Raw genomic sequence first — 26,990 nt, 5'->3', positions numbered from 1 at the left:
TGGCGCTGACGCCCGAGGCCGTCGCCGCGCGGCTGACTCCGGCCGAGCGCACGGAGCTGGCCGCCGGCTTCGTGCGCTTCGAGCTGGCCGAGGCCGCCCGGCTCTACGTCGCCTTCGACGCCGAGGAAGGCGAGACGCCCTTCTGGCTGGCCGCGCGCGGCTTCGAGCGCCGGGCCGACCTCGATTTCCTGGTGGCGAACTCGGACCGTTACCAGGTCTGGGCCGGCGTGGCCGGCCCCGGCCTGGTCGAGCTTGGCGTGCCGAGCTTCTCCGGCGAACTCAAGCCCTACCTGGTCTTCCTCGCGCCGGCGGCCGGCCAGGGGTCCGTGCGGGCGACGCCGCTCGTGCCCGGCGTCGACCTGGTGCCGGCGCGGGCGGGGGTCCGGCCCTTCCTGGACGACGACGATGAACTCGGCGCGCTCCCGCCCGCGCTCGACGGCCTCCCGGTGCTGCGGTCCTACGAGGCCTGGGAGCTGGTGTCCTGGGTGGCCGGTTACTTCCGCGCGACCCCGTATCCCGCCTCGCCGGACCCCGACCACCTGGTCCTCACCTGGCACGGCGACCCGCGGAGCTCGGTCACGGTCCAGTGGCGCACGGACGACAGCGTCGGCGGGGGGCTGCTGTGGCTCGCGCCCAAGGCGGACTTCCTGGCCGATGGAGGCGCGGCGGGGCGCAGGATCGCGGCGCGCCACGTCGAGCTGGTGAGCGAGCAGGTGGTGAACGATCCCGTGATCCGGCTGCACCGCGTGCGCCTGGACGACCTCGAGCCGGGGACGGACTACCTTTACGCTGCGAGCGCCGACGGCGGCGCCAGCTGGACCGAGGTGCGCGAGTTCCGCACGGCGGCGGAGCGGGGCGCCGAGCCCTATTCCTTCGTCTACCTCGGCGACCCGCAGAACGGGCTCGACCAGTGGGGGCAGCTGCTGCGCCAGGCGGACTTCCGCTTTCCCGAGGCGCGCTTCTACATGATCGCCGGCGACCTGGTCGACAGGGGCGCCGAGCGCGACAACTGGGACGAGTTCTTCCGCGAGGGGTCGCCGGTCTTCGACGGCGCCATGGTGGTGCCCGCGATCGGCAATCACGACAGCCACGGCGGCCACCCGACGCTGTACCTGCAGCAGTTCGCCCTGCCGGCCAACGGCACGCCCAGGCTCGATCCCGGCCGCACCTACCACCTGGCCTACCAGGACCTGCTGGTGGTGGTGATGGACTCCAATTACCAGCTGCTCGAGCCCGAGCTGCAGGTCTATTGGCTGGACCGCGTCCTCGGCGCCAGCGACGCCCGCTGGAAGGTGGTCATTTACCACCATCCCTTCTACGCTTCGCGGCCGGGGCGGGACAATCATCCGCTGCGCGACGCCTGGGGCCCGGTCTTCGATCGCCACCAGGTGGACATCGCGTTCCAGGGCCACGACCACGCCTACATGCGCACCGTGCCGATGCGCGCGCACCAGCCGGCGCCGCCGGGCGAGCACGGCACGATCTACCTGGTCGCCGTCTCCGGCACCAAGATGTACCGGCAGCAGCTGCCGGATTTCGCGGCCTTCGGCGCGACCGACACCCGCACCTTCCAGGTGATCGACATCGACCCGCGCGCCGGCACCCTGTCCTACCGGGCCTTCGACGCCGCGGGGCGGATGATCGACAGCTTCGCGCTCGACAAGGACTGAAACCGGGGCAGACGCCGGGCGGCGGCGGTGCTGTCCGCCTGCTCTTTGATGCTGCACTGCGGTAAACTGGGACCGGTCCTGGGGACTGTCCCCAGGACCGGTCCCTAGAGCAGAGCCCATGAAGAAGATCGTCATCGTCGGCGGGGGCGCCGGCGGCATCGCCTGCGCGACCCGGCTCGGGCGCAAGCTCGGCCGCAAGGGGAAGGCGCACGTGACGCTGGTCGACCGGGTCGAGAGCCACGTGTGGAAGCCGCTGCTGCACGAGGTGGCCACCGGCGCGCTCGACGTCGGCATCGACGCGCTGAGTTTCCGCGGTCACGCCGCCGCCAACGGCTATCACTTCCAGCAGGGCAGCCTGGCCGACATCGACCGCGAGCACCGCCAGGTGGTGCTCGCGCCCATCGTGGTCGACGGCGAGGAACTGCTGCCGGCCCGACGCCTCGACTTCGACTACCTGGTGGTGGCCGTCGGCAGCATTGCCAACGACTTCGGCATCCCGGGCGTGAAGCGTCGCTGCCTGTTCCTCGACAACACCGAGCAGGCCATGGGCATCCGCAAGATCCTGCTCAACCGCTTCCTGCGCTACGCCAGCCACGAACAGCTGGAAGAGCGGATCAAGGTGGCCATCGTCGGCGCCGGCGCCACGGGCACGGAGATGGCCGCCGAGATGCACCATGCCGTCGACCAGCTGCGCGGCTACGGCTACAGGATCGACAGCTCGCTGCTCGACGTCACGCTGGTCGAGGCCGACAAGCGCATCCTGCCCAAGGTGAGCCAGGAGGCGATCTCGGCGGCGGTGGCCCGCGAGCTGGAGAAGATCGGCGTGCAGGTGTTCACCAACACGCGCGTGGTCGAGGTGACCGACCAGGGGCTGACGTTCCAGGGCGGTTATTTCATCCCCGCGGATATCGTCATCTGGTCCGCCGGCATCCGCGGCGCGGACTACCTCGAGAACATCGGCGGGCTCGAGACCAACCACCTGAACCAGCTGGTAGTCCGGCCGACCGGGCAGGCGACCCGCGACGACACCATCTTCGCCATCGGCGACTGCTGCGCCTGCCCGCAGCCCGACGGCTCCTGGGTGCCGCCGCGCGGCCAGGCGGCGCGCCAGCTCGGCCATCTCGTCGCCGACAACATCATGCTGATGATCCGGGGACAGTCCCCACGTAAAACTTATGTATACAAGGATCTCGGCTCGCTGGTGAACCTGTCGAAGTTCCACACCGTCGGCAACCTGTTCTCCTTCCTCGGCGGCGGGGTCATGGTCGAGGGACGGATCGCGCGCTTCACTTACCTGTCGCTCTACCACCGCCACCTGCTCGAGCTGTACGGCCCGTGGCGCGGCGTGCTGATGATCCTGCTGAAGAGCCTGCACCGGGTGATCCGGCCGCACCTGAAGCTGCATTGAGCCGGAGCGGGCTCCGTCCCGATGCCGGGCTGGTGCCCGTGCTCGAGATCGTGGCAATGATCGTCAGACGCGACGGACCGGCCCGCCGTAGCTGAGCACGCGGTCGTCGGCTGTCAGCAGCAGGGCGCCTTCGACCTCGGCCTGGGCAAGCAGGATGCGATCGAAGGGGTCGCGATGCAGCTCCGGCAGGCGGCTGACAGCAATGACGTGCTCGCTGGTGATGGGCAGTTCGCGGTAACCGTTTTCGAGCAGCCCGCGCCGCAGCAGGACCGGATCGGCATGGAAGTCGTCCCGCCCCAGGCTCGCCTTGATAGTCACCTCCCAGAGGCTGGCGGCGCTGAACCACAGCGCATGCGCGGGGTTCCCGATCAGCTTGCGCGCCGCGGGCGACAGGCGCGCGGAGTCGCCGGCGGCCCAGAGCAGCACGTGGGTGTCCAGCAGCAGGTTCACTCCCGGCCCTCGAACTGCTCCTGTATTTCAGTCTCGCCCATCCGGTCGAAGTCGTCCGGTACGCGGATCTCGCCAGCGAGGAAACCGATCCGCCGGGCCTCCGTCGGCAGGGGCGCATCGATGGCGATCACCCGCACCATCGGCCGTCCGGCCTTGGCGATGATGAAGGGCTCGCCGTGGGCGGCGCGCTCGACGAGCCGCGACAGGTGTGTCTTCGCGTCGTGAATGTTGAAGATTTCCATGCTCGAGGCTTCCAAATGGACTTAGTTTAATGAACTTAGTCAAGTCTGCTCCACGCCGGTTCGATTGGCAAGCCATTTTCTCGCCGGGGGCGGTCACTGGGCGAGGCCGCTAATGGCCCGGAACCGTGGACATTCCCAAGGCTCCCACCGGTCATGGCCGCACCTGGACCTCGATTGAGCGACCAGCAGAATCTCCTTACATGACACAAAACCCCGGTTCCGCTGTCGCGTAAGGCCCGAAAACCGCCCCGTTTTCTGCCATAATCCCCGGGTCATCAGGTACTTGAGACGGTCCGACCCCAGCAATCATGAACAGCGGGCAATCGATTTTCATCACCGGCGGCACCGGCTCCTTCGGCAAGGCCTTCGTCCGCACCGTCCTGGAGCGGCACCCCGACATCAAGCGCCTGGTGGTCTTCTCCCGCGACGAGCTCAAGCAGTTCGAGATGGCGCAGGCGTTCAGCCCCGATAAATACCCCGGGTTGCGCTACTTCCTCGGCGACATGCGCGACGAGGCCCGCCTGCGCCGCGCGCTGGAGGGGATCGACACCGTAATCCACGCGGCGGCGCTGAAGCAGGTGCCGGCCGCCGAGTACAACCCCTTCGAGTTCATCAAGACCAATATCCTCGGGGCCCAGAACCTGATCGAGGCCTGCCTCGAGAACGAGGTGAAGCGCGTGGTGGCGCTGTCCACCGACAAGGCCGCCGCGCCGGTGAACCTCTACGGCGCCACCAAGCTCTGCTCCGACAAGCTCTTCACCGCCGCCAACAACATCAAGGGCGCCCGCGACCTGCGCTTTTCCGTGGTGCGCTACGGCAACGTCATGGGCAGCCGCGGCTCGGTGATTCCCTTCTTCCTCGACAAGCGCAAGACCGGCGTGCTGCCGATCACCGACACCGGCATGACGCGTTTCAACATCACCCTGCAGGAAGGCGTGGACATGGTGCTCTGGGCGCTGGAGCACGCCCAGGGCGGCGAGATCTTCGTGCCCAAGATCCCGAGCTACCGCATCCTCGACGTGGCCGAAGCCGTCGGCCCGGACTGCCAGCGCGAGATCACCGGCATCCGCCCGGGCGAGAAGATCCACGAGGAAATGATCACCTCCAGCGACAGCCCCTACACGGTCGATCTCGGCCACTACTACGCGATCCTGTCGCCGACCGGCAGGCACGGCGTCGAAGCCTACTGCGAGCGCTTCGGCGCCACCCCGGTCGAACCCGGCTTCGCCTACAACAGCGGCAGCAACGCGGATTTCCTGACCGTGGACCAGCTGCGCGAGCTGATCCGCGAGAACATCGACCCGGACTTCACGGCCTGAGCGCGTGATCCCCTACGGCCGCCAGCACATCACCCAGGCGGACGTCGACGCCGTGGTCGAGGTCCTGCGCTCCGACTTCCTGACCCAGGGCCCGGCGGTGCCGCGCTTCGAGCAGGCCGTCGCCGGCCACTGCGGCGCGGCCCACGCCGTCGCCGTGAACAGCGCCACCAGCGCCCTGCACATCGCCTGCCTGGCGCTGGATCTCGGCCCCGGCGACCTGCTCTGGACCAGCCCGGTCACCTTCGTCGCGTCGGCCAACTGCGGGCTGTACTGCGGCGCCGACGTGGATTTCGTGGATATCGACCCGCGGACCTACAACCTGTCCGCAGGCGCGCTGGCGCAGAAACTCGCGGCCGCTGAGCGGGCGGGACGGCTGCCGAAGATCGTGGTGCCGGTGCACCTGACCGGCCAGTCCTGCGACATGGCCGCGATCCATGAGCTTTCCAAGCGCTACGGCTTCCGCATCATCGAGGACGCCTCGCACGCCGTCGGCGGGCGCTACCGCGGCGAGCCGGTCGGCAACTGCCGCTACAGCGACATCACGGTGTTCAGCTTCCACCCGGTCAAGATCATCACCACCGCCGAGGGCGGGATGGCGCTGACCCAGGACGCGGCTCTGGCCGCCCGCATGGAAATGCTGCGCAGCCACGGCATCACCCGCGACGCGGCGAAGATGACGCGCATGGACGGGCCCTGGTACTACGAGCAGCAGCTGCTCGGCTTCAACTATCGCCTGACCGACCTGCAGGCGGCGCTGGGACTGAGCCAGATGCTGCGGCTGGACGAGTACGTCGCCCGCCGGCACGAAATCGCCGCGCGCTACGACGCGCTGCTGGCGGACTTGCCCGTCACCACCCCCTGGCAGCATCCCGACGGCTACTCTGCCTTCCATCTCTACGTGATCCGCGTCGAGGAAGGCGCCGAGAACGAGCGCCGCCGCCGCGTCTTCGAGGGCCTGCGGGCGCGGGGCATCGGCGTCAACGTGCACTACATCCCGGTGCACACCCAGCCCTACTACGAGCAGCTCGGCTTCGTGCCCGGCGACTTTCCCGTGGCCGAGGACTACTACGCCGAGGCCATCAGCCTGCCCATGTACCCGGCCATGACCGAGGCCGACCAGGACCGGGTCGTCGCGGCGCTCGGCGAGGCCCTGGGCGAGGCGGGGACCTGATGAGGCTGGCCGTCATCCCCGCGCGCGGCGGCAGCAAGCGCGTCCCGCGCAAGAACATCCGCGAGTTCGCCGGCAAGCCCATCATCGCCTGGTCGATCGAGGCGGCGCGCGCGGCCGGCTGCTTCGACCGCATCCTGGTGTCCACCGACGACCCCGAGATCGCCGCCGTCGCCCGCGAGCATGGCGCCGAGGCGCCGTTCACCCGCCCCGCGGAGCTGGCGGATGATCATGTGGGGACAGTCCCCGTAATCGCGCATGCCGTCCGCTGGCAGGAAGAGCAGGGCGACGCGGTGACTGCGGCCTGCTGCATCTACGCCACGGCGCCGTTCTGCCGCGCCGAGGACCTGCGCGAGGGCCTGCGGCTGCTGGAGGAGGGCGGCGCCGACTACGTGTTCCCGGTGGCCGGCTACGGTTTCCCGATCCAGCGTGCGCTCCGCCTGGACGCCGAGGGCCGCGTCGGGATGTTCCAGCCCGAGCACGCCGCGACCCGCTCGCAGGACCTCGAGCCGGCCTACCACGACGCCGGCCAGTGGTACTGGGGCACGCGCGACGCCTGGCTCGAGGGCCGGCCGATCTTCGCGCCGGAATCGCGGGCCGTGGTGCTGCCGGCCAGCCGGGTGCAGGACATCGACACGCCGGAGGACTGGGCGCGGGCCGAGCTCATGTTCCGGGCCCTGGCCGGGCAATGACTGCGGCCGGCCAGCCACGCATCGTCCTGCGCGCGGACGCCTCGCTGGAGATCGGCACCGGCCACGTGATGCGCTGCCTCGTGCTGGCCGAAGAACTCCGCGAGCGGGGCGCGGACTGCGAGTTCGTCTGCCGCGAGCTGCCCGGGCACCGCATCGACGAGATCCGTCGCCGCGGCTTCGATGTGCATGTGCTGCCGCCGCCGGCGAGCCCCATGGGCTGGCTCGGCGTGCCGGTGGAGCTCGACGTCACGGAGACCCGGGCGGCGTTCGGCGACCGGCCCGTGGACTGGCTCGTGGTGGATCATTACGGCCTGGATGCGCGCTGGGAACGGCCGCTGCGCCCGGCCGCGCGCAAGATCATGGTCATCGACGACCTCGCCGACCGGCCGCACGAATGCGAGCTGCTGCTCGACCAGAATCTCGGGCGGGCGCCGGGCGATTACGAGGCGCTGGTGCCGCCGCATTGCCAACTATTGTGCGGGCCGGCGTTCGCGCTGCTGCGGCCGGGCTTCGCGCGCCTGCGGCCCCTGAGCCTGGAGCGCCGGGCCGAGGGCGGGCTGGAGAGGATCCTGGTGACCATGGGCGGCATCGACAAGGCCGACGCCACGGGACAGGTGCTGGAGGCGCTGGGCGCCAGCCGGCTCCCGGCCGAGATTGCCGTGACGGTGGTCATGGGCAGTCGCGCCCCGTGGCTCGAGCAGGTGCGCGCCAAGGTGGCGGCGCTGCCGTTCCGGGCCGAGGTCGTGGTCGACGTGGACGACATGGCGGAGCGCATGGGTGCCAGCGATTTCGCGATCGGGGCCGCCGGCAGCACGTCGTGGGAGCGCTGCTGCATGGGGCTGCCGAGCGCGCTGGTGGTGCTGGCGGACAACCAGGCGCCCATCTGCCGCGAGCTCGCCGCGGCCGGCGCGGCCTTCGATCTGGGCGCGCCGGACGACATCGCGCGCACGCTGCCGCCGATCATCGCGGACCTCGTGCGCGACCCGGCGGTGCTGGCGACGATGTCGGCCACCGCTGCAGCGATCTGCGACGGGCGCGGCACGGCGCGGGTGGCCGACGCGCTGCTGGCGGGCAGGGGAGAGTGAGAATGGACATCCGGCTGCGACCGGTTACGCTCGCGGACATCGACGAAGAGTACGTCGGCTGGTACACCAACGACGACGGCCATCTCGATTACTTCACGGGCAGCGGCCGGACCTTCGACCGCGCGACCCTGGTGCAGGACTTCGAGCTCGGCCGCGAGACCGGGCGCTGGTTTTATTACGTGATCGAAACCGCGGACGGCGAGCGCATCGGCACGCTGAAGATCGGCCCGATCGACACCCGCAACCGCACGGCGGACCTGGTGGCGCTCATCGGCAACCGCAAGTTCCTCGGCCAGGGGCTGGCGACCAAGGCCATCGCGCTCGGTAACGAGCTGGCCTTCGAGCAGCACGACATCCGGCGGCTGCAGAGCGGGATCTTCGCCACCAACATTCCGGCCATCAAGGCCTACACGCGCGCCGGCTGGGTCGTCGAGGCGACCTTCAAGGGCTACTACCTGCGCGATGGCGAGCCGGTGGACCGCGTGTGCGTGGCCTGTTTCAATCCGAAGTATTTCCCCGATGCGTGAGGGAATGCGACCTTGACGAAGCAGATCGTTATCGACGGCCGGCCGATCGGCCCCGACCATCCGCCCTACGTGATCGCGGAGATCTCCGCCAACCACAACGGCCGGATCGAGAACGCCATGGCGCTGATCGAAGCGGCCAGCGAAGCGGGCGCCGCCGCGGTGAAGCTGCAGACCTACCGGCCGGACACCATCACGCTGGATTCCGACGCCGAGGAGTTCCGCATCCACGGCGGGCTGTGGGACGGCCGCACGCTCTACGAGCTGTACGAGGAGGCGCACACGCCCTGGGACTGGCACGCGCCGCTGTTCGCACATGCCCGCAAGGCCGGCATCACCCTCTTCAGCTCGCCCTTCGACACCACGGCCGTGGACCTGCTCGAGGAACTCGGCGCGCCGGCCTACAAGATCGCGTCTTTCGAGGCGGTGGACCTGCCATTGATCCGTTACGTCGCCGCCACCGGCAAGCCGATGATCATCTCCACCGGCATGGCCGACGCCGAAGAGATCGCGGAAGCCGTTGCCGCGGCGCGCGAGGGCGGCTGCAAGGAACTGGCGCTGCTCCACTGCGTCAGCGGCTACCCGGCGCCGGCCGCCGACTACAACCTGCGCACCATTGCGGACATGATCGAGCGCTTCGGCGTGGTGACCGGGCTCTCCGACCACACGCTCGACAACTCGACGGCGATCGCCAGCGTGGCGCTCGGCGCGTCGCTCGTCGAGAAGCACTTCACCCTGGACCGCAGCGGCGGCGGGCCGGACGACAGCTTTTCGCTCGAGCCCGCCGAGCTGGCCGGGCTGGTGCACGGCACGCGCACGGCGTGGGAAGCGCTTGGGGCAGTGGACTACGGCCGCAAGTCGAGCGAGCAGGGCAATGCCCAGTTCCGCCGCTCGCTGTATTTCGTGAAGGACCTCAAGGCCGGCGAGGTCATCACCACCGATGCCGTGCGCAGCGTACGGCCGGGCTACGGGCTTGCGCCGAAGTACCTGCCGGAGGTGATCGGCAAGCGCGTGGTGGCGGACGTGAAGAAGAATACGGCGGTGAGGCGAGAGTTACTGGGGAAGTAAAGGTGCCCGTGGCGTCAGGCCGTGACCTCGATATAGTCCACCACGCTTGCGGGCGGCGGAGCTGAGATGCCGTCTTCGCGGAGCCCGCTGAGATGCATCGCGATGGCTTCTCGCATCCGGGCCTCGACATCAGAAATGGTCGGGCCTGCTGCGACGCAGCCCGGCAGGTCTGGCGCATATGCGGAGTAGTTGTCTCCGGCGCGTTCAATGACAATCGCGTAGCGCATTGGTCTCACCTCTTCAGGCCCGACTGCCTAAGTATGCTCTTTACGGTCCCGGGAGCAAGGTCGTCACTCGGCTTGCCGGCCACCGTAACACGGCCCCGCTTGGTGGGATGCTTGTACTGCCGGTGACTCCCGCGAGTCGCGACCAGGTACCAGCCGTCCGCGTGGAGTCGACGAATTATGTCAGCAACCTTCATGCCCCAGCGTGCCGTACGCGAAATGCGTGCTACCGATTCCGGGGTTTCGATTGTGCTCACATGACCCATCAGCTCGGCAGGCTCCGTTTCCAGCACTCCCATGCGGAAAGTTCCTTTGTCTTGTCCCCACCGCCCCCGCCACCTATCATGCTCGGGTCGCGCCCAGGCGGACTCATCTGGTACTGCACGACCAAGGGGAGCAGAAGCGCTCAAGGAGGGATCCGGGCGCGATGCAAATGACTGAACCCAAGCGCTTTTTTATCGCCGTCGGCGCCGTCCTCATGGCGCTGGTGGTGTCTCCCGCTGTAGGCGACCCCTGGGCCAAGCCCGGCGACCTCGCCCTCCGTCACGATATCCAGCTACTGGCCGACTCGGGGATCATCAAGTCGCCCGTCACCACGTGGCCGATTCCGTGGGGAACGCTGGCCGCCGACCTGGCCGCAAATGGGGACTGTCCCGGGGACTGTCCCCACCTCCGCCCGGCCGAGCAGGCGGCCCTGGCCCGACTCCAGTCCCGCCTCGACACCGTCCGCGGCCTGCGCGGCCTGCAGCCCAACGCCCGGATCGCGGCGCGGACCGACGACGGCATCTGGCTGCGCACTTTCGAGGACACGCCCCGCGACGACCTCGAGGGGCGGGTCGGCGTGTCGTGGATGGGCGACCGCTTCGCCGCCCGGGCCCAGGTCGCCTACGCCAACGACCCGCGGCCGGGCGACCGCGAATGGCGCGGCGACGGCTCCTACCTCGCCGGCACCTTCGCCAACCAGGTCGTCCATGCGGGCGCGCTGGATCGCTGGTGGGGGCCGGGCCACAGCGACAGCCTGATCCTGTCCTCGAACAGCCGCCCGGTGAGTGCGCTGGGCCTTGAGCGGAACATCGCGCGGCCTTTCGAAACGAAGTGGCTGTCCTGGCTCGGTCCCTGGAATTACTCGCTGGTCTGGGGCTTCCTGGAAAGCGGGCGCGACGTGCCGAACGCGCGGCTGACGGCTTTCCGCTTCAACTTCCGCCCCACGGAGAATCTCGAGATCGGCCTGTCGCGCGCCGCGCAGTGGTGCGGCGAGGGCCGGCCGTGTGATTTCGGCACCTTCACCGACCTGGTGCTCGGCCGGGACAACCGCGGTGACGACGGTCTCACTGTCGACACGGAACCTGGCAACCAGCTCGCCGCCGTGGACTTCCGCTGGCGCTCGCCTTTCCTGCGCCAGCCCTGGGCGATCTACGGCCAGGCGACGGCCGAGGACGAGGCCGGCGGCACGCCTTCGCTGTGGTTCGGGCAGCTTGGCTTGGAAGCCTGGGGCGATATTGAGGCCGGGTGGCTGTCCGGCCGCTGGCGCGCGCATCTCGAGTACAGCAACACGCTGGCTTCGTTCTACAAGAGCGAGCCGCGCTACGACACCGCCTACGAGCACTCCATCTACACCAGCGGCTACCGCTATTACAGCCGCACGCTGGGCGCCGGCCTCGACGGCGACAGCGAGGTGCTGAGCGCCGGCGTCACGCTGGTGGACCGCAACGAGCACACCTGGCACGCACTCGTTCGCGCCGGCACGCTGAACGAGCTCGGGGATGGTATCGGCAAGGATGCGATCCATTCGGCCGCGCCCGAAGAGACGAAGATCTTCAGCGCCCAGCTCAGCCACCGGCGCGACCTGCAGTACAACGGCGTGAAGCTCGGCACGTTTAGCGCCGGCTTCGGGCTACAATCCGCGGATAACGAAGTCACCGGCGAGTCGGAGGCCGACGCGCAGGTGTTCCTGCAATGGACATGGGACTATTCTGGCTTATGAGCGGACTATGAGGCACATGACGCGATTCTTCGGCCGCCTGCTGGCGGGAACGGTGCTGGCCGGGATGCTGCTCGCCGCCGGCGCCCAGGCGCAGACGCCGACGCCGCAGCAGCTCGAGATGCTCCGCCAGCTGCCGCCCGAGCAGCAGCGCCAGCTGATGGAGCAGTTCCAGCAGCGCAACGGCAGCACGGTCCGGGACCAGCCGCTGGAGCAGCCGGCGCAGGGCGACCAGCAGGGCGTGAACGGTCGCAACGGGCTCAACGGCACGACGAACGAGGGCCCCGCCGAACGCGAGCCGGTGCTCGACGAGGCGACCGGCCTGCCCCTGTTCGGTTACGACCTGTTCGCCGGCGTGCCGAGCACCTTCGCGCCCGTGACCGACATCCCCGTGCCGACCGACTTCGAGGTGGGCGTGGGCGACACCGTGCAGGTGCAGCTGTTCGGCAAGACGCCGGGCAACTTCAGCCTGGTGGTGAACCGCGACGGCGCCATCAATTTCCCCGAGCTCGGGCCGATCCAGGTGGCGGGGCTGAGCTTCGACCAGGTGCGGCAGCTGCTGCAGGACCGCGTCAGCCAGCAGATGATCGGCGTCAGCGCCAGCGTCTCCATGGGCGAGCTGCGTTCAATCCGTATTTTCGTGCTCGGCGAGGCGACGCGGCCGGGCTCGTACATGGTCAGCAGCCTCTCGACCATCACGAATGCATTATTCGCCAGCGGCGGCGTCAAGCCGATCGGCTCCCTGCGCGCCATCCAGCACAAGCGCAACGGCCAGCTCGTCGGCACGCTCGATCTCTACGACCTGCTGCTACGGGGCGACACACGCGGCGACGCCAGGCTGCAGCCGGGCGACGTGATCTTCATCCCGCCGGTCGGCACGCGCGTCGGCATCCAGGGCGAGGTGAACCGGCCGGCCGTATACGAGCTGGAGAGCGCCACCACGGCGGAGGAGATGGTGCGCCTCGCCGGTGGCCTCACGGCCACGGCGCACCCGCAGGGCGCCACGCTCTCGCGCGTCAACGACTCGCAGGACCGGGTGATCCTCGATCTCGACCTGAATGCGGCCACCGGCCGGGCCACGCCGGTCAAGGCCGGCGATCTCGTCGACGTGCCGGCGGTGATCGACCGCATGGACAACAGGATCGAGCTGGCCGGCCACGTGTTCCGCCCGCGGGCCGTGCAGTATCGCCCCGGCATGCGCATCAGCGACCTGCTGCCGTCGCTCGAGTACCTCAGGCCGCTGGCGGATGCCAATTACCTGTTGATCCGGCGCGAGCTGCGCCCGAGCCGGCGCATCGTGGCGCTGTCCGCGGACCTGGAGCAGGCACTCGCCGCGCCGGGCTCGGTGGCGGATGTCGAGTTGCAGCCGGGGGACCGGGTGAGCGTGTTCACGCGGGAGGCGTTGCCGGAAGAGCTGATGTCACCCGAGATGATGCTGGAGCAACAGGCCGCGCAGCAGCGCATGCCCAATGGGCAGCCCGGCAACGCGGCAGCCGCTGATACGGAGTTCTCTGAGGAGGAACTTGAGCGCCGGTTGGCGGCTGACCGCCGCACCGTGGTGGACGCGCTGCTCGAGGAACTGGAATTGCAGACCAGCCTCGAGGCGCCGGCGCAGCTGGTGCGCGTCGATGGCCGCGTTCGCGACCCGGGCGCCTACCCGCTGGAGCCGGGCATGACCGTCAGCGACCTGTTGCGGGCGGGCGGCAGCCTGAGCGAGAGCGCCTACATCGCCTCGGCGGAGGTGACGCGGTACCAGGTCGTGGGCGGCGAGTACCGGGAAGCCGAGCTGGTCGAAGTGGACCTGGCCGGCATTGCCGCCGGCGACCCCGCCGCAGACTTCATGCTCCAGCCCTATGACTTCCTCAATGTGAAGGAAGTGACCAACTGGCGCGAGCAGGAGTCGGTGACGTTGCTCGGAGAGGTCCGGTTCCCCGGTACCTACCCCATCCGCAAGGGTGAGACCCTGTTGTCGGTGCTCCAAAGAGCCGGCGGCCTGACCGACCGAGCTTTCCCGGAGGGCGCCGTTTTCACGCGCGTGGAACTGCGGCAGCGCGAGGCCGAGCAGCTCAGGCGGCTCTCCCAGCGCATGGAAGCCGACCTCTCGGCACTTGCTTTGGAGGGCGCACAGGCCGGGCAGGCCGGCGGGGACGCCCAGGCCATGGAAACCATCGCGACCGGGCGGAGCTTGCTCGGCGACCTGCAGTCGGCGACACCGGTCGGGCGGCTGGCGATGGACTTGAACAGGGTGCTGCAGTCCGAGCCCGGCTCGGCGCGGGATATCGTGCTGGAGGACGGCGACATGCTGATGGTGCCCGGTCCGATGCAGTCCGTGACCGTGCTCGGCGAGGTGCAGAGCCCCACCTCCATCCTGTTCGAGGAAGGACTTAGCCGCGACGATTACATCAACCTCAGCGGCGGCATGACGCGCCGCGCTGATACCGACCGAATCTACATCGTGCGGGCTAACGGGCAGGTCAGCGCCAGTGAGTCGCGAAGGTGGTTCAGCGCGGCGGATACGACGGTGGAGCCTGGAGATACGATCGTCGTGCCGACCGACATCGAGAGGATGAGGCCACTGCCGCTGTGGAGTGCGGTGACGTCGATTATCTTCAACCTGGCTGTCGCGGTGGCGGCGGTAAACTCATTCTGACGGGAAGATCGATTAATGCGAAATTCGTCGACAGGCGAAAACGACGGCGTCGACGTTACCAGGCCTGGGGAAGGCGGCCGAATGGTCTACGTCGTGCCCGATCCGAGATTCGATGGCAGTACCGATGACGAGATCGACTTGCGGGAACTTCTACGCATCTTATGGGATGGCAAGCAAATTATCGCTGCCACGACTATGGTTTTCGCCGTTGCAGCGATTGCCTATGCGTTTCTGGCGACAGAATGGTTTCGTACCGCGACTCTGTTGGCACCGGCCGAGGAGGTAACCACCCCCGCGATCGGCGGGCAACTCGGTGGGCTTGCTGCATTGGCCGGCGTAAGTATAGGCGGAGAGGGAAGCGCTGAGGCGATTGCGGTGCTTAGGTCTCGGGAGTTAGCTCGGGCTTTCGTGGAGGATTTTGGCCTGCTGAAATTGTTCTTCCAAGACGAATGGGATGCTACGCGCAAAGCTTGGCGTGACGATGACCCGGAAGACTGGCCTGACACCCGCGACGCAGTCGATTATTTCCATGACCACGTCTTGAGTGTGAGCGAAGACCGTGACTCTGGGCTGGTTACTCTCGCGATTGAATGGACTGATCCGGAGGTCGCGGCCCAATGGGCTGCCGAACTTGTTGTTCGTCTGAACAATGGATTGCGCGAACGCGCCTTGGCGGAAGCCGAAACCAACGTCGCTTTCCTCCGGGCTGAATTGGCGCAGACCAGTCTGGTTACCCTGCAACAATCAATAGGGCGTCTGCTGGAAAGCGAGCTTCAGAAACTCATGCTTGCCCGCGGGAACGAAGAATTCGCGTTTCGTGTGATTGACCCGGCCTGGATACCGAGGGAGCATGTGCGGCCAAATAGGCCAGTGCTTGCGATCGCTGGAGTCATTTTGGGAGCGATGGTCGGCGTGCTGCTGGTCTTCTTGCTCCATGTCGTTCGCTCGAACCCGGATTGACGATCCGCACGCAACTGCGCCCGCGGTTCCTTCGATACGGGGTTTTCTGCTTGATGGGCGATTATAGAGATGTGTGTCTCAACTTCAGTCTTTCTAAGGCAAGACGTCGCCCAGGGTAGCTGGCGGACACCATTGAAGGTTGAGTCTTAATGGCCGATATCCGTTTCTTTAACACCTATGAGCCAGTTTCACCTTTCTACCGGGACTTATTGCCGTTCCTGTCCGACCGAGGCCTCAAGGTCGAGGTTATCGTCTCCAGTCGAGAGTACCGCGAAGGCCGAAGGCCCTTGGAGGAGAGCTTGGCGCCGAGTGGCGTACGAGTCCGGCGCATCGGTTGGAGCAATGAACCCGTGCAGCGCAGGTCGCAGAAGCTCTTGGTTATGGTTACATACTTGGTTGGCGCCGTTCTCCTTTCCCTTTTCGGTCCGCGGGCCCAACTGAATTTCTTCCTCACTCAGCCGCCTCTTTTCTCTTCGTGGGGGATTCTTCTGCGAGCTTTCAGGCGTCAGCCATATTGCTGCCTAGTCATGGACGTCTACCCGGATCTTGCGGTTCGGGATGGAATATTGAAGGAAAATGGTCTGGCAACGAGACTCCTCGCGAAAGTCTCGGGAATCGTCTTGCGCCGGGCTGATGCTGTAATCGTCATCGGGCGATGCATGCGTGAGCAACTGGAGAAGATCGGCGTCGCGCCGGCGCGTCTTGAGCTTGTCCAGAATTGGGTGAACGATGCGGAGGTCTGGGCAGTAGATCACGAGCGAAACCGCCTCAGAGATGAGCTGGGACTAGGCGGGAAATTCGTGATCCTATATTCAGGGAATATGGGTGTATCGCATTCATTTTCCGACGTACTTGAAGCTGCTCGAAGACTAAAAGAGTTACCGGATATTGTGTTCCTGTTCATCGGAGATGGCTCCCGGAGAAAGGAGATATCGGAATGGCAGCAACGTTTCGGCTTGGAGAATGTAAGGTTACTTCCCTTTCAGCCGAATGAACGGCTGGCTGAAAGCCTGAGCCTCGGTGACGTTCACTTCCTTTCGCTTAGGGCTGGCTTCGAGGGACTCGCAGTCCCCTCGAAGGCTTACGGCGCTCTTGCTGCGGGTAGACCGATTCTTTATCAGGGCGAAAGTACTGGAGAGATTGCGCGGATGGTTTTGGAAGAGGAAATCGGATGCGTAGTGCCTCTGGATGATCCAGATACGTTGGTCACAGCTGTTCGACGTTATTACGAAGACCGCAGCTTGGGTGTCGAACAAGGCATGCGGGCCCTGCGCTTGAATCAACTGAAGTATGGTCGTGACCAAGCCCTCGAGAAATATTCTCAGATTCTCGAGGCGCTGGTGCGGCGAGTACCGAGCTGAGGGTACTGGCCGATGGCGCGCTCGCGATCTTCGGCACTGCTTCAATTCGAGTCAGCGGGACTGAATCCATCAGCAAGTTAGCCGACGAAGACCAGATTGGAGGAAACTCGAGAACATGATTGAACCGCGGCCCGTAATACTGATTGGCGCAGCCAGATCGGGCACGAAGTTTCTTCGAGATGTGCTGGCTGCCGGCGCGGGCGGTGCTGCGGTTCCGTACGACGTCAATTACGTATGGCGTTATGGCGCAGAGGGCACCGAGCATGATGTTCTTGATCCCGCCAGCCTGACCGACAAGCGCAAAAATTTCATTCGCCGGACACTCCGCTCGTTGGCGAAGGCAGGCCCGGGGGATGTCCTGATCGAGAAGACCGTAGCTAGCACATTGAGAGTCGCGTTCGTAGATGCGGTCTTTCCGGACGCGCGTTATGTCCACCTCGTGCGCGATGGCCGCGATGTCGCCGAGAGCGCAATGCGACAGTGGAGGAAACCGCCCGACTGGCGGTCCTTGTTCATCAAAGTCCGCCAAATTCCGCTCGCCAATGCCAGCTATATCGCGTGGTTCGGCGGTAACTTCATCAGGGGTATTATCTCGGGGCGAAAGGGCGGACACGTTTGGGGGCCCAGATTCCCAGGGATCGATCAACTGGCTGAGGATGCGCCGCTTGCTGAGGTCTGTGCCCAGCAATGGTTGGAGTCAGTCACGCGCGCCAGAAGAGACCTTGCGCGGCTCCCCGGTGCAGACTCACGCGTGTTCACTATCAGGTACGAAGATTTGATTGCTGGGCCTTCCGCATTGGAAGAATTGGTCGGCGCCTTAGGATTGCCAGATTCTTCCGGCATCCTCGCGTGCTACAGACGCAACATATCGCCGAGTCCAGCGAAGCCGTGGCTTGATCTACCTCAGGACGAGATCAGCACCTTGCACCGGGTGATGGGACCCGTTCTCTCAGAGTTGGAATACGAGATATGACAGCGGTTTCTGTGCCTTTCTTTCGCCCTAGCATCGGGGACGCCGAGATCAATGCCGTTCTGGAGTGTCTCCGGGGCGGTTGGCTCACAACGGGGCCTCAGGCCGCAGCGTTCGAAACCGAGTTCTCGGCCATGCTGGGCGGTGGGGTGCACTCGGTGGCAGTTAACTCGGCGACAGCTGCGCTTCACCTTGCGCTGGAGGCTCTTGGCGTTTCGCAAGGCGACGAGGTTATCGTCCCAACGCTGACCTTCACAGCTACAGCTGAAGTCGTCAGGTATCTCGGAGCGATTCCGGTCTTCGTCGATATCGATCCCAACACCTTGTGTTTGGATACTTCGGCGGCGGGTCGGGCGATTACAAGCCGGACGAAAGTGATCATGCCCGTCCATTTCGCGGGCAGGCCCTGTGATATGACATCGTTGCGCCGTCTTGCTGATGACCATGGGTTGTTGATCGTCGATGATGCTGCCCATGCTCTTCCGGCCAGGCATTTGGGCGAGCTTATCGGTAGTAGCACGCTGGGTGCTGACGTTACTGCGTTCAGCTTCTACGCCAACAAGACCATGACAACGGGTGAAGGCGGGATGCTCGTCACAAGCCGTGAAGACGTTGCAAGCCGGGCGCGAAAAATGCGGCTTCACGGAATCGATCGAGACGTCTTTGATCGGTTCACCAACGTCAAGGCAAGCTGGATCTATGATGTGGTCGACGCCGGGTTCAAATACAACCTTACCGATCTCGCAGCAGCAATTGGTCGTGTTCAGTTAGGGCGCATTAACGAGTTCCTCGACGCCAGACGTCGACTTGTCGATCGGTACAACATGGCTTTCGCGGAGCTTCCAGTGGCGTTGCCGCCGCCACCCGCCGAGGGCGATTCTCACTCTTGGCATCTTTATGTCTTGCAGCTAACGGAAGAGGCTCCGTTGTCTAGGGACGACTTCATCCGTTCTCTTCAACAGCACGGCGTCGCCACTTCGGTGCATTATCGCCCTCTGCACCAAATGACGTATTGGGCCCAGGCCACAAGCACCGGCAGTTTTCCCCGCGCGGACAAATACTTCGAGCGGTGTGTAAGTTTGCCTTTGTACATGTCGATGACTGAGGTAGAGCAACAGCGTGTCGTTGAGGTTGTCTGCCAGACTTTGACTGGTTGAATACAGTCTGATGCGGAAGAGAAGACCGCTATCGGGCATCAGTTTGGATTAACCAGGGATCGTTCCTGATGACTAAAGATCGTCGTCGCCTTCGGATTGGCTGGCTTAGCCACCACGTTGAGGGAGTCAAGCCGCTTCATGACCTCATCACTGCTGGTTACCCGATTGAATGCATCATCACGCTTGATGCCGAACGGCTCGCGATTCGCTCCGGAGCTGCCAATTTCGCAGAAATCGCGGTGGGCTACGGATTGCCATGCTTTCGTGTCCGAAACATCAACGATGAGGAAACGCTCGACCTGCTGACGCGCCTCGATCTGGACGTCTTGCTTGTCATCGGATGGTCGCAAATATTGGGTGAGAGAGTTCTTCGCTCGACGAAGATTGGGTGCTTTGGCGCCCACGCTTCTCTGCTTCCGGCGAATCGTGGAAGTGCCCCGGTTAATTGGGCGCTCATTCGGGGTGAAAGATACACTGGCAATACGCTGATTCGGCTTGCTGAGGACGTCGATAGTGGGGACATTGTTGCCCAGAGGCGAATCGAGATATCGCCGTTTGATAACGTCGCGACCCTATATGAGCGCGTCGCGATGACCAATAGTGAAATGCTTCTGGAACTCGTGGACACGTTGCTTTCAGGCCGGAGGCCTGATTACACGCCGCAGGTGTCAGATGGAGCGCCACTGTTGCCTAGACGACGCCCGGAAGACGGACTAATTAAATGGGAGCATTCGGCAGGAGATGTCTACAATTTCATCCGTGCGCTGACAAATCCATACCCAGGTGCGTTCTCTTTCCTTGAAGGGCGAAAGTACCTGGTTTGGCGTGCGGCGTTGTTGCCGCTGCAACAACAACTGGGATCGCCCGGGACAATCCTGGGGCCGGTCTATTCGGACTTGGTCGACGCTAGTGGAATGCTGGTCGCTTGCGGAGTAGGCGGGGTGGTCCTGCTGGAGATCGAGAACCACGACGGGCAGAGAATACAGGGTGCCTCGCTTGCCGAGGGAGAGTTTCGCGGCAAATGGGATACTGGAGGAAGCGGGCGTTGAGTCATAACAAGAGAGTGTTGGTGATCGCGGCCCACCCGGATGATGAACTTCTGGGCCTCGGGGGCACAATAGCCCTGCATACGCGTGCACGGCACCGGGTTACTAGCGTCATCGTGTGTGCCGGGGACCTGAAGCACGACGAGACCGGGGGTGAAGCTGTCCGGCGCCAAGCGCAGGAAGCTGCGCACGTCCTGGGTGTAGATGATTTGAGGTTGCTGCCATTTCCTGATCAAGGATTAGATCGATATTCTCTTGTGGAGATCATTTCTCCGATCGAGGAGATCGTTCATGAAGTCGAACCTAATGTGGTTTATATCCAGTACGGTTATGACATTAATCGGGACCACCAATTGCTCTTCCAAGCTGCCTTGGTGGCAACACGGCCGCTGGAGAGGAGTATCGAAGCGGTGTATTCGTTCGACACTGTCAGCTCGACCGAGTGGGCGTATCCGAGGAACTTTAACCCTGATACATGGGTAGACATTTCCGAGACACTTTCTCTAAAACTCGAAGCAATGGCTCGATATAAAACAGAGCTAAGGGAGTGGCCGCACCCGCGGTCGATCAGGTCGCTTCAGGCCAAGGCGGAGAGCGCCGGATCCCAGGTATGCTCCGAAGCCGCGGAGTCCTTTATGACCATCCGTCGTGTCCTCCGAGATGGCCAAACGCTTATTTGATCTTCTGTTCGGCTCCATAGGGGTCGTGCTCTCCGCCCCAATTGTCCTGTTGTCCGGGATCTGCATAAGAGTTTCTTCGCCAGGTCCCGTGTTCTACCCGGCCCGTCGTGTCGGACGCTATGGTGTTCCTTTCACTATGTGGAAGCTGAGGACAATGCATGTCCAAAACGGGAATTCCTCTTCGATCACGGCCCCCGATGACGAGCGCGTGTTCGCATTCGGGCGATTGATTCGAAATCTGAAGATCGATGAACTGCCGCAGTTCTGGAATGTGGTGAGAGGCGACTTGTCGATTGTCGGCCCGAGGGCAGAAGCACCCGAGATTGTGGAAAATTTCTACACGAGTTGGATGAGAGAGACGCTCTCTGTGAGGCCTGGATTGACGAGCCCCGGGGCCATTTACAACTACATCATGGCCGACCGGCTACTAGACCCCGGTGATCCCGAGATGAGCTATGTCAACGAGCTGATGCCAGCCAAGCTGGCTCTGGAACGCGCTTATTTGGAGCGAGCTTCTCTTCGACGCGATCTCATGTATATCGGCCTCACAGTATGGGCGATAGTCGGACGAGCTTTGGGCTTCAATGCGCGCTTGCCAGAGTCTGATATAGCCCGTGCTCAGGTCTGGGCGTCTGAGGGACTATTCCGCGGTTTATAGCGCTACGGAAAGTGTCCCGTTTTGTAGGGAATTCAATCTTCCCGGCCAATGCATTGGAAGCGCTCGCCGTTCTATGGGGAGGCGAAAATTAATGGTGACAGCGTGATGATGTATAGGCCGACTCTTTACACAGCCACGTGGCCTGCTTCGTGGCAGTTTATATAGTCTTTATATTGGTTCTTGTTCTCCTCGCGAATCTCCCGAAGGTTTCGCCTGGGGTACGCGATTTCCTTGTCGCCGGTATCTCGTTCTTTTTTGTAGGCCTACGTTTCGAAATGGCGTATGACTGGCCGTACTACAAGGAGATGTTTGATTACCTTAGCCAGTATCCCTTTCCCCAATTCCTGAGGAATTTTGTCGCAATACAGCTCCAATATCCGGCGGAACTTGGTTTCTTGTTCCTAACTTACGTATTCTCTCAGGTCGTTCCAGACTACGAATGGTTTCAGAGCGCCTTATATTTTGCATTCCTGTGCAGTTTTTGGACTCTCGGTCGCGCTGTCGGATGCAAGAATATTTCTGCTGCACTTATTATCGTGCATCTTTTTCTTTTGTTTACCCTTGAGTTCTCAACAATTAGGCAGGCGTTTGCCGTCAGTCTATTCAACTTTGGGCTCGCTGCATACCTAAGGGGCAGAGGTGCCATGGCATTTCTGCTGGTTTCCCTCTCGTTATTTTTCCAATTTTCAGCGCTACTTTACATTGGGGCGCTGTTGCTGGCAGCTACAAGCACGAAGAGAATGTGGTTGTCCGCCGTAATGGTTCTCTTTCTCGCATTTCCATTGGTATTTCCGGGGGTCATACTCAGTTTAATTCCGATATTTCCATCGCGGATAGCGGACAAATTGGTCTTCTATTTCACAGAAAGAGATCTAGATCTAAACATATTGGAAGCAATATTTGCTGTGACGTTCTACGTGCTAATAGTGGTAATGTCGTTTCGCGTGTCTTACGTTTGGCGACGATCTTTCGATCCCCGGTTGTATTTTCTGTTGCGGTTCTTGCTAGTCATGTCGATTGTGGCCCTAGTCTTTATTCCGGAACACGTTATTCGGAACAGAATTTTTTATGAAGTCGTCATTGTGTTCAGTTTGCTTGCGTTCTCACCATACCGTATCGCGCGCTCTAGGTACGTTTGGCCGGTGATCGCGATGGGGACCGTCTTCATGCTTGTCTCGTTTACCCGTCCATCCACGTTCATGTATGTGCCCTATCAAAATTACGTTGTGAACTCGGTCCTCGGACTGTCTGGCGACGGGGAAGACCGAAACAGGCGCTACCGTCAACTGCTGGAGGAGAGCCGGTGAGCGGACGTATCGCTTAGCAGGGGCGGGGCTGACGCGCGATTTGGCTTCCTAAGATCATTACCATAGTGGTTTCCGCGATTATCAATGTGGCGGCGATACCCTGCACGCCCCAGCCAAAGTGCATGACCGACAGAAGGGACAAAAGCTTGATGAAAATATTGCCTATCGCAGCGACAGTGACGGATTTTTGTTTTCCGCTTGCGATCAATACCTGTGTTAGTAGGAGCGCGAGTATCAAGGGTCCAAGCGCCAGCGCATGGATGCGGAATATGCTGGAGGTTAACGCAGCGGCTGTCGCGTCGAAGGCGCCGTACTGGTAGACCACTCTCACGATGAGGTCGCCCAATCCGGATAAAGCTAAGCCGATTACAGTGGCGACGCCCGTGATGGCAAAGATCAACCGCCATTCTTCCTTGGAGAGCCGGCCGGAATCTCGAATCGAGCGCCCCATTCGGGGGGCCAAAACAAGATTCGTGGAAGTCCCAAGAAGGGCTCCTACGGCCATTACCAGGGCGTAACTGTAATCGAGGGCGGCGAGCATGCCTTCCTCTATCAGGGTGGCGGCAGCCCGATCCATTAGCCTTCCGGCAGACAGAAGTATCTGCGTCAGGACCACAGTTGCCAGCGCGAACAGAGTTGGCTCCAGTACACGGAACTCCGGTGGCCGCAACTGCCCGACCACGTTGGCAAATCGTCTCCGGCCTTGTTTTCCGAGAGCAAAGATGTGGACAACGAGGACGGTGGCGCCGCCCACTGCCGCTGCCGCTGCGGGAGCCGTTACATCCTCGCGGCCAAGCACGAAAACGAGGACGAGGAGAACGACTACGAAACCGCCAGACCTAATTGCCTGAGATGCGGCGCCAGGCCAGATTCGTCCCCTAGCGCTCATCAAGGAACGCAAAGGAAGGGACAGAATTACGAACAAGAACATTGTCCAGCATACTCGGCCCGCGAATATGAGTTTCGCGTGGTCGGCTTCGCTCATTCCTGGCGCTAACCACCTTGCCTGCAACGGCATGGTTAGGAAGCCTATCGCATAAACTGCGAATGCCACTGCGACGCTGGCCCAAACCGCTTGCCGAAGAGCCTGGGCCGGTCGGTTTTTCTCCGCGCTCAGAATGAGTCGAATGAGTATCGCGACAAAAGACACCGCGAGGCTGTCGCTCAGGACACTCGGGAGGCCGAAAGCGACCCTGAAGATCTCTACCTCGCGGGATGTCCCGAAGACATAGGCGAGCAGGATTTCCCGGGCGAAGCCCGCGAATAATCCCAGAGCCACGAGAGCCGGTATCAGTACTTTGCCGATCTCAGGTCTCTCCCTTTGCTATGAACCCGGAATTGTGGTCTGTCCCTCGAGTTCCGCGCTTCCAATCAAACACGTCGGGTCCGGGGCCGATTCTTGCCTACTTCGTATTAGCCACGGGCCGTTCAAGGCCCGGGGGCATTCGATGTCAAATGATCGACATATGGCGAATGGCCGCCATTATCGAATCGGCTCCCGCCTCCGGTGTTTGGGTCTTGGTGTCGATGGACAACTCTGCGGCCTCCGGCCTCTCATACGGAGCATCAATCCCCGTGAAGTTCTTCAACTCCCCGCGCCTGGCCTTCTTGTAAAGCCCCTTCGGATCGCGCTGCTCGGCGATCTCCAGCGGCGTATCCATGAACACTTCGATGAACTCGCCCTCGTCGAACAGGGCCCTAGCCATCTGCCGCTCGGCCCGATAGGGTGAAATGAACGCCGTCAAGACGATCAAGCCCGCGTCCACCATCAGCTTCGCGACCTCGGCCACGCGGCGGATGTTCTCGACCCGGTCCTCCTCGGTGAACCCTAGATCACGGTTCAGTCCGTGGCGGACATTGTCGCCGTCCAACAAGTAGGTGTGATGCCCCATGGCATGGAGCTTCTTCTCGACCAGGTTCGCCACGGTCGACTTGCCCGACCCCGACAATCCGGTGAACCACAGGACACACGGCTTCTGGCCCTTCACCGCGGCGCGAGCGGCCTTGTCGATGTCGTGGTGCTGGTGGTGAATGTTCTGTGAGCGGCGCAGCGCGAAGTCGAGCATGCCGGCGCCGACGGTGTTGTTGTTCATCCGGTCGATGAGGATGAAGCTGCCGGTGTCGCGGTTCTCGACGTAGGGATCGAAGGGGACCGGCCGGTCGAAGCTGACGTTGCAGAAAGCGATGCCGTTCAGCTCGAGCTTCTTCGCCGCCGTGTGCTCCAGGGTGTTCACATTGACCTGGTACTTGATGTCGGTGACCTGCGCGCCGACCAGGTTGGTGCCGATCTTCGCCAGGTAGGAGCGGCCGGGCATCAGCGGCTCGTCGGCCATCCAGACGACCTTGGCCTCGAACTGGTCGGCGATCTGCGCCGGCGCGTCGGCGCCGGAAATCACCGCGCCGCGGGAGATGTCGATCTCGTCTTCCAGGGTCAGGGTCACGGACTGGCCGGCAACGGCCTCGCCCAGTTCGCCGTCGTAAGTAACGATCCGGGCGACGGTGCTCTCTCGGCCTGAGGGCTGCACGCGGATGCGGTCGCCGGGCCGGATCGTGCCGGAGACCACCATCCCGGCGAAGCCGCGGAAGGTTGAGGTGGGCCGGTTGACCCACTGCACCGGCAGCCGGAACGGCGCCTGCTGCATGCGGGTGTCGTCGAGCTCGACGGTCTCGAGGTAACCGATCAGCGTCGGGCCGTGGTACCAGTCCATGTGCGGGCTCGGCGCGACCACGTTGTCGCCCTTCAGGGCCGAGATCGGAATCGCGGTGAACTCCTCGATCCCGATTTTCTTCGCGAACTCGGCGTAGTCCTCGACGATCTCGTCGAACCGGGCCTGCGAATACTCGACTGCATCCATCTTGTTGACGGCCAGCGCCACGTGCCGGATCCCCAGCAGCGACACCAGGTAGCTGTGGCGCCGGGTCTGGGTCAGGACGCCGTTGCGGGCATCCACCAGGATCACGGCCGCATCCGCCGTAGAGGCGCCCGTGACCATATTGCGGGTGTACTGCTCATGACCGGGCGTGTCGGCAACGATGAACTTGCGCTGCTCGGTGGCGAAGAAGCGGTAGGCGACGTCGATGGTGATGCCCTGTTCGCGTTCGGCGGCGAGGCCGTCCACCAGCAGCGCCAGGTCGATCTCGTCGCCCTGGGTGCCCCACTTCCGCGAATCCTTGGTCACCGCCGCGAGCTGGTCCTCGAACAGCAGCTTGGAGTCGTAGAGCATGCGGCCGATCAGGGTGCTCTTGCCGTCGTCCACGCTGCCGCAGGTGATGAAGCGCAGCAGGGACTTGTGCTCGTGCTGGCGCAGGTACTCTTCCACGCTGGCGGCCAGCTCCATCTCGGTCACGCTGGCCATCAGTAGTAGCCCTCCTGCTTTTTCCGCTCCATCGAGGCGCCGCCGTCGTCGTAGTCGATCACCCGGCCCTGGCGCTCGGACGCCGTGGCCAGCAGGATCTCGCGGAAGATGTCGGGCAGGGTGGTGGCGTCGGATTCCACCGCGCCGGTGAGCGGGTAGCAGCCCATGGTGCGGAAACGCACCTGTTTCATCATCGGCTGCTCGCCCGGGTTCAGCGGCATGCGCTCGTCATCCACCATGATGAGCATGCCGTCGCGCTCAACGACCGGCTGCGTGGCGGCGAAGTACAGCGGCACGATCGGCACGTTGTGCAGCCAGATGTACTGCCAGATGTCGATCTCGGTCCAGTTCGACAGGGGGAAGGCTCGGATGGACTCGCCCTTCTTCTTGCGGGCGTTGTAGAGCTTCCACAGCTCGGGGCGCTGGTTCTTCGGGTCCCAGCGGTGCTGGGCGGTGCGGAACGAGAACACGCGCTCCTTGGCGCGCGATTTCTCCTCGTCGCGCCGGCCACCGCCGAAGGCCGCGTCGAAGCCATGCTTGTCCAGCGCCTGCTTCAGCGCCACGGTGTTCATGACGTCGGTATACAGCGCCGAGCCGTGGGTGAAGGGATTGATGCCCTCGGCCACGGCCTCCTCGTTGATGTGCACGATGAGCTGCATGCCGACTTCATCGATCATCTCCGCGCGGAAGGCGTACAGCGCCCGGAAGTTCCAGGTGGTGTCGATGTGCAGCAGCGGGAAGGGCGGCTTGGCGGGATAGAAGGCTTTCTGGGCGATGTGGAGCATCACCGAGCTGTCCTTGCCCACGGAGTAAAGCATGACCGGGTTCTCGGCCTCGGCCACGACCTCGCGCATAATATGGATCGCCTCGGCCTCCAGGCGCTCGAGGTGGGTGAGGGTGCGGGTGTCGAGATTGGGCGTTTCTTCGGCGACGGTCATTTCGGAGAGGTTTCCCGTGATGTTTGGCGCGCAATCTTATACGATTGCGGCCGGTCGAGCTTGTGACTTGAATCTG

General features: G+C 63.6%; 25 protein-coding genes. 18 read left to right on the top strand and 7 right to left on the bottom strand.

The genetic code is table 11. The annotated features are described in order from the left end of the window. The coding region (locus G6N75_RS09860; protein ID WP_165348175.1) for a metallophosphoesterase family protein at positions 1–1,670 on the top strand (1,670 nt) is incomplete at its 5' end. A gap of 118 nt (positions 1,671–1,788) precedes the next feature. After that, on the top strand, positions 1,789–3,078 hold the full coding sequence (locus G6N75_RS09855; RefSeq protein ID WP_165348174.1) for an NAD(P)/FAD-dependent oxidoreductase: 1,290 nt from the start codon (positions 1,789–1,791) through the stop codon (positions 3,076–3,078). Positions 3,079–3,141: 63 nt separating this feature from the next. On the opposite strand, the gene G6N75_RS09850 is transcribed toward G6N75_RS09855, so the two are convergent. Both G6N75_RS09850 and G6N75_RS09845 read right to left on the bottom strand, forming a co-directional pair. Further along, positions 3,142–3,528, bottom strand: a complete 387-nt coding sequence (locus G6N75_RS09850; protein ID WP_165348173.1) for a type II toxin-antitoxin system VapC family toxin — start codon at positions 3,526–3,528, stop codon at positions 3,142–3,144. Then, entirely contained in the window at positions 3,525–3,770 is a 246-nt protein-coding gene (locus G6N75_RS09845; protein WP_165348172.1) for a type II toxin-antitoxin system prevent-host-death family antitoxin, read from the bottom strand. The genes G6N75_RS09850 and G6N75_RS09845 overlap by 4 nt, the downstream gene beginning before the upstream one ends. A gap of 308 nt (positions 3,771–4,078) precedes the next feature. Here G6N75_RS09845 and pseB point away from each other — a divergent pair, with 308 nt between their 5' ends. Genes pseB through pseI form a run of 6 tightly spaced genes read left to right on the top strand, consistent with a single transcriptional unit; the run spans position 4,079 to position 9,626 of the window. After that, positions 4,079–5,089, top strand: a complete 1,011-nt coding sequence (gene pseB, locus G6N75_RS09840; RefSeq protein ID WP_165348171.1) for a UDP-N-acetylglucosamine 4,6-dehydratase (inverting) — start codon at positions 4,079–4,081, stop codon at positions 5,087–5,089. Positions 5,090–5,093: 4 nt separating this feature from the next. Then, the gene (gene pseC, locus G6N75_RS09835; RefSeq protein ID WP_165348170.1) at positions 5,094–6,260 is read left to right on the top strand and encodes a UDP-4-amino-4,6-dideoxy-N-acetyl-beta-L-altrosamine transaminase; all 1,167 of its coding nucleotides are present in this window, start codon (positions 5,094–5,096) and stop codon (positions 6,258–6,260) included. Further along, positions 6,260–6,949: a pseudaminic acid cytidylyltransferase gene (gene pseF / locus G6N75_RS09830; RefSeq protein ID WP_165348169.1), complete on the top strand. Its 690-nt coding sequence runs from the start codon at positions 6,260–6,262 to the stop codon at positions 6,947–6,949. The genes pseC and pseF overlap by 1 nt, the downstream gene beginning before the upstream one ends. After that, entirely contained in the window at positions 6,946–8,034 is a 1,089-nt protein-coding gene (gene pseG / locus G6N75_RS09825) for a UDP-2,4-diacetamido-2,4,6-trideoxy-beta-L-altropyranose hydrolase (RefSeq protein WP_165348168.1), read from the top strand. The genes pseF and pseG overlap by 4 nt, the downstream gene beginning before the upstream one ends. A 2-nt stretch (positions 8,035–8,036) precedes the next feature. Continuing rightward, positions 8,037–8,561, top strand: coding sequence for a GNAT family protein (locus G6N75_RS09820; RefSeq protein WP_165348167.1), 525 nt, complete (start codon positions 8,037–8,039; stop codon positions 8,559–8,561). Between the two features lie 12 nt (positions 8,562–8,573). Next, entirely contained in the window at positions 8,574–9,626 is a 1,053-nt protein-coding gene (pseI, locus tag G6N75_RS09815) for a pseudaminic acid synthase (RefSeq protein ID WP_165348166.1), read from the top strand. Between the two features lie 14 nt (positions 9,627–9,640). On the opposite strand, the gene G6N75_RS09810 is transcribed toward pseI, so the two are convergent. Further along, a complete protein-coding gene (locus tag G6N75_RS09810; protein WP_165348165.1) occupies positions 9,641–9,853 on the bottom strand; it encodes a type II toxin-antitoxin system HicB family antitoxin in 213 nt (70 codons plus the stop codon). Positions 9,854–9,858: 5 nt separating this feature from the next. After that, positions 9,859–10,047: a type II toxin-antitoxin system HicA family toxin gene (locus G6N75_RS09805; RefSeq protein WP_165348190.1), complete on the bottom strand. Its 189-nt coding sequence runs from the start codon at positions 10,045–10,047 to the stop codon at positions 9,859–9,861. A gap of 236 nt (positions 10,048–10,283) precedes the next feature. On the opposite strand from G6N75_RS09805, the gene G6N75_RS09800 reads away from it, so the two are divergent. The 10 genes from G6N75_RS09800 to G6N75_RS09755 all read left to right on the top strand — a co-directional run bounded on the left by G6N75_RS09800 (position 10,284) and on the right by G6N75_RS09755 (position 22,620). Next, the gene (locus tag G6N75_RS09800) at positions 10,284–11,834 is read left to right on the top strand and encodes a capsule assembly Wzi family protein (RefSeq protein ID WP_165348164.1); all 1,551 of its coding nucleotides are present in this window, start codon (positions 10,284–10,286) and stop codon (positions 11,832–11,834) included. 16 nt (positions 11,835–11,850) lie between these two features. Beyond that, on the top strand, positions 11,851–14,481 hold the full coding sequence (locus G6N75_RS09795) for an SLBB domain-containing protein (RefSeq protein WP_165348163.1): 2,631 nt from the start codon (positions 11,851–11,853) through the stop codon (positions 14,479–14,481). An 81-nt stretch (positions 14,482–14,562) separates the two neighbouring features. Further along, entirely contained in the window at positions 14,563–15,441 is an 879-nt protein-coding gene (locus tag G6N75_RS09790; protein WP_165348162.1) for a Wzz/FepE/Etk N-terminal domain-containing protein, read from the top strand. A 149-nt stretch (positions 15,442–15,590) separates the two neighbouring features. After that, positions 15,591–16,802 carry a glycosyltransferase family 4 protein gene (locus G6N75_RS09785; RefSeq protein WP_165348161.1) on the top strand — a complete coding sequence of 404 codons (1,212 nt, stop codon included), beginning with the start codon at positions 15,591–15,593 and terminating at the stop codon, positions 16,800–16,802. A gap of 115 nt (positions 16,803–16,917) precedes the next feature. Further along, positions 16,918–17,775, top strand: a complete 858-nt coding sequence (locus G6N75_RS09780) for a sulfotransferase (RefSeq protein WP_165348160.1) — start codon at positions 16,918–16,920, stop codon at positions 17,773–17,775. Next, the gene (locus tag G6N75_RS09775) at positions 17,772–18,929 is read left to right on the top strand and encodes a DegT/DnrJ/EryC1/StrS aminotransferase family protein (protein WP_165348159.1); all 1,158 of its coding nucleotides are present in this window, start codon (positions 17,772–17,774) and stop codon (positions 18,927–18,929) included. Before G6N75_RS09780 ends, G6N75_RS09775 begins: the two co-directional genes overlap by 4 nt. 68 nt (positions 18,930–18,997) lie before the next feature. Continuing rightward, entirely contained in the window at positions 18,998–19,978 is a 981-nt protein-coding gene (locus tag G6N75_RS09770; protein WP_165348158.1) for a methionyl-tRNA formyltransferase, read from the top strand. A 20-nt stretch (positions 19,979–19,998) separates the two neighbouring features. Beyond that, positions 19,999–20,655: a PIG-L deacetylase family protein gene (locus G6N75_RS09765; RefSeq protein WP_206203046.1), complete on the top strand. Its 657-nt coding sequence runs from the start codon at positions 19,999–20,001 to the stop codon at positions 20,653–20,655. Further along, a complete protein-coding gene (locus G6N75_RS09760) occupies positions 20,636–21,313 on the top strand; it encodes a sugar transferase (RefSeq protein WP_165348156.1) in 678 nt (225 codons plus the stop codon). The genes G6N75_RS09765 and G6N75_RS09760 overlap by 20 nt, the downstream gene beginning before the upstream one ends. Positions 21,314–21,462: 149 nt before the next feature. Beyond that, on the top strand, positions 21,463–22,620 hold the full coding sequence (locus G6N75_RS09755) for an EpsG family protein (protein ID WP_165348155.1): 1,158 nt from the start codon (positions 21,463–21,465) through the stop codon (positions 22,618–22,620). A 13-nt stretch (positions 22,621–22,633) separates the two neighbouring features. On the opposite strand, the gene G6N75_RS09750 is transcribed toward G6N75_RS09755, so the two are convergent. From G6N75_RS09750 to cysD, 3 genes are all read right to left on the bottom strand, one after another. Then, positions 22,634–23,899, bottom strand: a complete 1,266-nt coding sequence (locus tag G6N75_RS09750; RefSeq protein ID WP_165348154.1) for a lipid II flippase MurJ — start codon at positions 23,897–23,899, stop codon at positions 22,634–22,636. A 172-nt stretch (positions 23,900–24,071) separates the two neighbouring features. Next, positions 24,072–25,976: a sulfate adenylyltransferase subunit CysN gene (cysN, locus tag G6N75_RS09745; RefSeq protein WP_165348153.1), complete on the bottom strand. Its 1,905-nt coding sequence runs from the start codon at positions 25,974–25,976 to the stop codon at positions 24,072–24,074. Continuing rightward, entirely contained in the window at positions 25,976–26,914 is a 939-nt protein-coding gene (cysD, locus tag G6N75_RS09740; RefSeq protein WP_165348152.1) for a sulfate adenylyltransferase subunit CysD, read from the bottom strand. The genes cysN and cysD overlap by 1 nt, the downstream gene beginning before the upstream one ends. Positions 26,915–26,990 lie beyond the last annotated feature (76 nt).

This window comes from Thioalkalivibrio sp. XN8 (assembly GCF_011058255.1).
Classification (GTDB): Bacteria; Pseudomonadota; Gammaproteobacteria; order Steroidobacterales; family XN24; genus XN24.
Note: the sequence above shows the minus strand (reverse complement) of the source record. Positions and strands in the feature narration are given on the sequence as shown.

Excerpts from the sequence above, each read along its gene's own strand:
- G6N75_RS09855 (WP_165348174.1), top strand. The coding sequence starts at position 1,789 with ATGAAGAAGATCGTCATCGTCGGCGGGGGCGCCGGCGGCATCGCCTGC.
- G6N75_RS09845 (WP_165348172.1), bottom strand. The coding sequence starts at position 3,770 with ATGGAAATCTTCAACATTCACGACGCGAAGACACACCTGTCGCGGCTC.
- pseB (WP_165348171.1), top strand. The coding sequence starts at position 4,079 with ATGAACAGCGGGCAATCGATTTTCATCACCGGCGGCACCGGCTCCTTC.
- pseF (WP_165348169.1), top strand. The coding sequence starts at position 6,260 with ATGAGGCTGGCCGTCATCCCCGCGCGCGGCGGCAGCAAGCGCGTCCCG.
- pseG (WP_165348168.1), top strand. The coding sequence starts at position 6,946 with ATGACTGCGGCCGGCCAGCCACGCATCGTCCTGCGCGCGGACGCCTCG.
- G6N75_RS09820 (WP_165348167.1), top strand. The coding sequence starts at position 8,037 with ATGGACATCCGGCTGCGACCGGTTACGCTCGCGGACATCGACGAAGAG.
- G6N75_RS09810 (WP_165348165.1), bottom strand. The coding sequence starts at position 9,853 with ATGCGCTACGCGATTGTCATTGAACGCGCCGGAGACAACTACTCCGCA.
- G6N75_RS09805 (WP_165348190.1), bottom strand. The coding sequence starts at position 10,047 with ATGAAGGTTGCTGACATAATTCGTCGACTCCACGCGGACGGCTGGTAC.
- G6N75_RS09800 (WP_165348164.1), top strand. The coding sequence starts at position 10,284 with ATGACTGAACCCAAGCGCTTTTTTATCGCCGTCGGCGCCGTCCTCATG.
- G6N75_RS09795 (WP_165348163.1), top strand. The coding sequence starts at position 11,851 with ATGACGCGATTCTTCGGCCGCCTGCTGGCGGGAACGGTGCTGGCCGGG.
- G6N75_RS09790 (WP_165348162.1), top strand. The coding sequence starts at position 14,563 with ATGGTCTACGTCGTGCCCGATCCGAGATTCGATGGCAGTACCGATGAC.
- G6N75_RS09785 (WP_165348161.1), top strand. The coding sequence starts at position 15,591 with ATGGCCGATATCCGTTTCTTTAACACCTATGAGCCAGTTTCACCTTTC.
- G6N75_RS09780 (WP_165348160.1), top strand. The coding sequence starts at position 16,918 with ATGATTGAACCGCGGCCCGTAATACTGATTGGCGCAGCCAGATCGGGC.
- G6N75_RS09775 (WP_165348159.1), top strand. The coding sequence starts at position 17,772 with ATGACAGCGGTTTCTGTGCCTTTCTTTCGCCCTAGCATCGGGGACGCC.
- G6N75_RS09770 (WP_165348158.1), top strand. The coding sequence starts at position 18,998 with ATGACTAAAGATCGTCGTCGCCTTCGGATTGGCTGGCTTAGCCACCAC.
- G6N75_RS09760 (WP_165348156.1), top strand. The coding sequence starts at position 20,636 with ATGGCCAAACGCTTATTTGATCTTCTGTTCGGCTCCATAGGGGTCGTG.
- cysN (WP_165348153.1), bottom strand. The coding sequence starts at position 25,976 with ATGGCCAGCGTGACCGAGATGGAGCTGGCCGCCAGCGTGGAAGAGTAC.
- cysD (WP_165348152.1), bottom strand. The coding sequence starts at position 26,914 with ATGACCGTCGCCGAAGAAACGCCCAATCTCGACACCCGCACCCTCACC.